General features: G+C 65.5%; 3 protein-coding genes. All 3 read right to left on the bottom strand.

The window, feature by feature from the left end:
* Positions 1 to 695, bottom strand: a 695-nt coding sequence (locus VGF12_RS03830; protein ID WP_331174720.1) for a DUF1631 family protein, incomplete at its 3' end; no start/stop codon positions are given.
* A gap of 44 nt (positions 696 to 739) precedes the next feature.
* On the bottom strand, positions 740 to 1774 hold the full coding sequence (secF, locus tag VGF12_RS03835; protein WP_331174721.1) for a protein translocase subunit SecF: 1035 nt from the start codon (positions 1772 to 1774) through the stop codon (positions 740 to 742).
* A gap of 12 nt (positions 1775 to 1786) precedes the next feature.
* Positions 1787 to 3664 (bottom strand): protein translocase subunit SecD, encoded by a 1878-nt coding sequence (gene secD / locus VGF12_RS03840; protein WP_331174722.1) that lies wholly within the window; start codon positions 3662 to 3664, stop codon positions 1787 to 1789.
* Positions 3665 to 3753 lie beyond the last annotated feature (89 nt).

Here is a 3753-nt window from a genome sequence, read left to right on the forward strand (position 1 = left end):
GTGCCACTGGCCGCCGCCGTCGCCGCACCAGCGGCCTGGGCGGTACGGCGGATGAAGGGCCGCAGGTCGACCTCGGGCAGCACCTTCTGCGCAATCAGCCAGCGGTTGGTCTCGTGATAGGCCTCACTGATGAGCTGGGCAAATTCCTCATGCAGCTCGTGATGCAGCAACTGCCAGATGTTGGCGTCCAGCCCGATGCGGTGCCAGGCGTCCAGTGCGATGCGCGCGACGACGTGGGCGCGCAGAAGATCCAGAGGGTCCAGATCGTCGTGGGTTTCCAGAGCCTGCATGCGGGTGCGCAGGTCGGTGACCTCCCAGCTGGCGCGGTCCATCATCACCAGGGCCAGGCGAGAACTGGTGATCTCGCGCTCGATGGTCGAGTCGTCGACCAGGCTCATCTTGACCGACTGGACCGGCGCCGTCGGCTCGTGCTCCCGAGCGTTGTCTGACACGCCGTGCATGGCCGCATGACGCAGCGCTGCAACGACGGCCATCTGCCAGTTGGGCCCGGACTTCTGCCAGGCCTGCACGGCATCCCGCCGTGCCATGGTGACAGCGTGCGGCGCGCCCTGGGAGAGCAGGTGACTGGCGCTCTGGCCCACCGCGGCGACCAGCGGCGTCATACCGCGCACCAGGGCTTCGAGATAGACGCGCCGAGCCTGGGTGGCCAGAGCCTGGTTTCGGGCGGCGGTCATGGAGCGTGAGACGGAATCAGCGGCGATTTGGAGTTCGCTTCACTCTACACGACGGCCCCGGAATTCGGGTCGCTCGGATCGTCGCGGTTGACGGGGGCCTTGATCAGGTCCTCGCGCTTCACACCCAGCCACATCGCCAGCGCCGCTGCCACGAAGACCGAAGAGTAGATGCCGAACAGGATGCCGATGGTCAGCGCCACGGCGAAGTAGTGCAGCGTGGGGCCACCGAACAGCAGCATGGACAGCACCACCAATTGCGTGGAGCCGTGGGTGATGATGGTGCGGCTCATCGTCGACGTGATCGCGTGGTCGATCACCTCGTGGGTGTTGAGCTTGCGGTACTTGCGGAAGGCCTCGCGCACTCGGTCGAAGATGACCACCGATTCGTTCACCGAGTAGCCCAGCACCGCCAGCACCGCCGCCAGCACCGCCAGCGAGAACTCCCACTGGAAGAAGGCGAAGAAGCCAAGGATGATGACCACGTCGTGCAGGTTGGCGATGACGCCGGCCACGCCGAATTTCCACTCGAAGCGAATGGCCAGGTAGATGACGATGCCCAGCACCGTGAACGCCAGCGCCTTGGCGGCGTCCCAGGCCAGCTCCTCGCCGACGGCCGGGCCGACGACCTCGGAGCGCGACAGCTTGATGGGCTCCGCGCCATCGGCCTTGGCACAGATCTGCTTGTCGACCTGCTCACCCAGGTCCGTGACCTGTTGGTGGTGGCTGACCGCGCCGGACTCGGACTTGCACAGTGCGGCGAAGACCTTGTCGACAACCTCGGTCTGCTTCTCGCCTGGGCGAACCGGCAGGCGGATCATGACGTCGCGCGACGAGCCGAAGTTCTGCACCTGCACCTCGCCGTAGCCCATCTGCTCGACGGTGTGACGGGTCTTGGCGACGTCAGCCGCCTGCGGGTAGGCCACCTCGATGACCGTGCCACCCGTGAACTCGATGGAGAAGTGCAGGCCGCGCGTGACCAAGAAGAACACGGCCACGGCGAATGTGATGAAGGACACCACGTTGAAGATCAACGCGTGCTTCATGAACGGGATGTCCCGTTTGATGCGGAAGAGTTCCATGACGGGTATTCCTTAGGCCGCGGTCGACTCGGTGGCGTCGGGGGTGGGCTTCCACACCTGGCCGATGGACAGGGACTTGAGCTTCTTCTGGCGACCGTACCAGAGGTTCACGAGGCCGCGCGAGAACACGACGGACGAGAACATTGAGGTCAGGATGCCCAGGCAGTGCACGACGGCGAAGCCCTTGATGGGGCCGGAGCCGAACACCAGCAGCGCAAGGCCGGCAATCAGCGTCGTCACGTTGGAGTCCAGAATGGTCGCGAAGGCGCGCTCGTAGCCGGCATGAATGGCAGCCTGCGCCGTGGCACCGGCGCGCAATTCCTCGCGGATGCGCTCGTTGATCAGCACGTTGGCGTCGATGGCCATGCCCAGTGCCAGCGCCATGGCCGCGATGCCTGGCAGGCTCAGCGTGGCCTGCATCATCGACAGGATGGCCATCAGCAGCAGCAGATTGAAGCCCAGCGCAAGCGACGAGAACAGGCCGAACAGCATGTAGTAGATACACATGAATGCGGCCACGGCAACGAAGCCCCAGGTGACGCTGGCGATACCCTTCTCGATGTTGTCCTTGCCAAGGCTCGGGCCGATGGTGCGCTCTTCGATGATGTCCATGGGCGCGGCCAGCGAGCCGGCGCGCAGCAGCAGGGCCGTGTCGGCGGCTTCCTGCGTCGTCATGGCGCCGGTGATCTGGAAGCGGCTGCCCAGTTCCGAGTTGATGCGCGGCGCGGTGACGACCTCGCCCTTGCCCTTCTCGAACAGCAGGATCGCCATGCGCTTGCCGACGTTCTCGCGCGAGACCTCCTTCATGATGCGGGTGCCCTTGGCATCCACGGTCAGGTGCACGGCCGGGTTGTGGTTCTCGTCGAAGCCAGGCTGGGCGTCGTTCAGGTTGTCGCCGGTCAGGATGACCTGGCGCTTGACGATGATGGGGCCGAAGCCGCGGTCGATAAAGCGCTCGGTACCGAACGGCACCGGACCAGTGCCGGCCAGCGCGGCCTGGGCCTCGGCGCTGTCGTCCACCATCCGCAGCTCCAACGTCGCCGTGCGACCGATGATGTCTTTGGCCTTGGCGGTGTCCTGCACGCCGGGCAACTGAACCACGACGCGGTCCAGGCCCTGCTGCTGGATGACGGGCTCGGCGACACCCAGTTCGTTGACGCGGTTATGCAGCGTCGTGATGTTCTGCTTGAGGGCCGCCTCCTGGACTGCGACCTGGGCCTGGGGCGACAGGTTGCCGGTCAGTTGCAGATTGCTGCCATCGCCCAGAGGCGTCCAGGTAACTTCCGGGATCTGGGCCCGCAGCAGGCCCAGCGCAGCCGTGCGCTGCTCGCCATCGCGGAAGGCGATCTGCACCGTGTTGCCTTCGCGGTTGATGCCGGCGTGGCGGACGTTCTTCTCGCGCAGCATGCTGCGCACGTCGCCGGTCAGCGCCTCGGCCTTCTTCGTCAGCGCCGCCTTCATGTCGACCTGCATCAGGAAGTGCACGCCGCCGCGCAGGTCCAGGCCCAGGTACATGGGGTTGGCATGCAACGCCGTCAGCCACTGCGGCGAACGCGACAGCAGGTTCAGCGCGACGATGTAAGTCGGCTCGGCCGGGTCGGCGTTCAGCGCCTTGTTGATGGCGTCCTTGGCCTTCAGCTGCGTGTCGGTGTCACCGAAGCGTGCCTTGATCGAACTGCCGTCGAACTGCACGTAGTCCGCCTGGACACCCGCCTCCTTCAACGTGGACTCGATGCGGGCCTGCAGCGCAGGGTCGACCTTGACGGTGACCTTGGCGCTGGACACCTGCACGGCAGGCGCCTCGCCAAACAGGTTGGGCAGCGTGTAGAGCGTGCCAATCAGCAGCGCGACGAGCAGGAGCGCGTACTTCCAGAGCGGATAGCGGTTCATGAGGGACTTTCTTGTCAGCACCCGGACGGCAAGGCCCGGCAGGTGGGCGCGTCGAGACTTACTTCAAGCTGCCCTTAGGGAGAACCTGG

It is taken from the genome of Roseateles sp., from assembly GCF_036404855.1.
Classification (GTDB): domain Bacteria; phylum Pseudomonadota; class Gammaproteobacteria; order Burkholderiales; family Burkholderiaceae_C; genus Pelomonas.

Bases quoted from the DNA above. Each gene is read 5' to 3' on its own strand.
- secF (WP_331174721.1), bottom strand. From the start codon at position 1,774: ATGGAACTCTTCCGCATCAAACGGGACATCCCGTTCATGAAGCACGCG.
- secD (WP_331174722.1), bottom strand. From the start codon at position 3,664: ATGAACCGCTATCCGCTCTGGAAGTACGCGCTCCTGCTCGTCGCGCTG.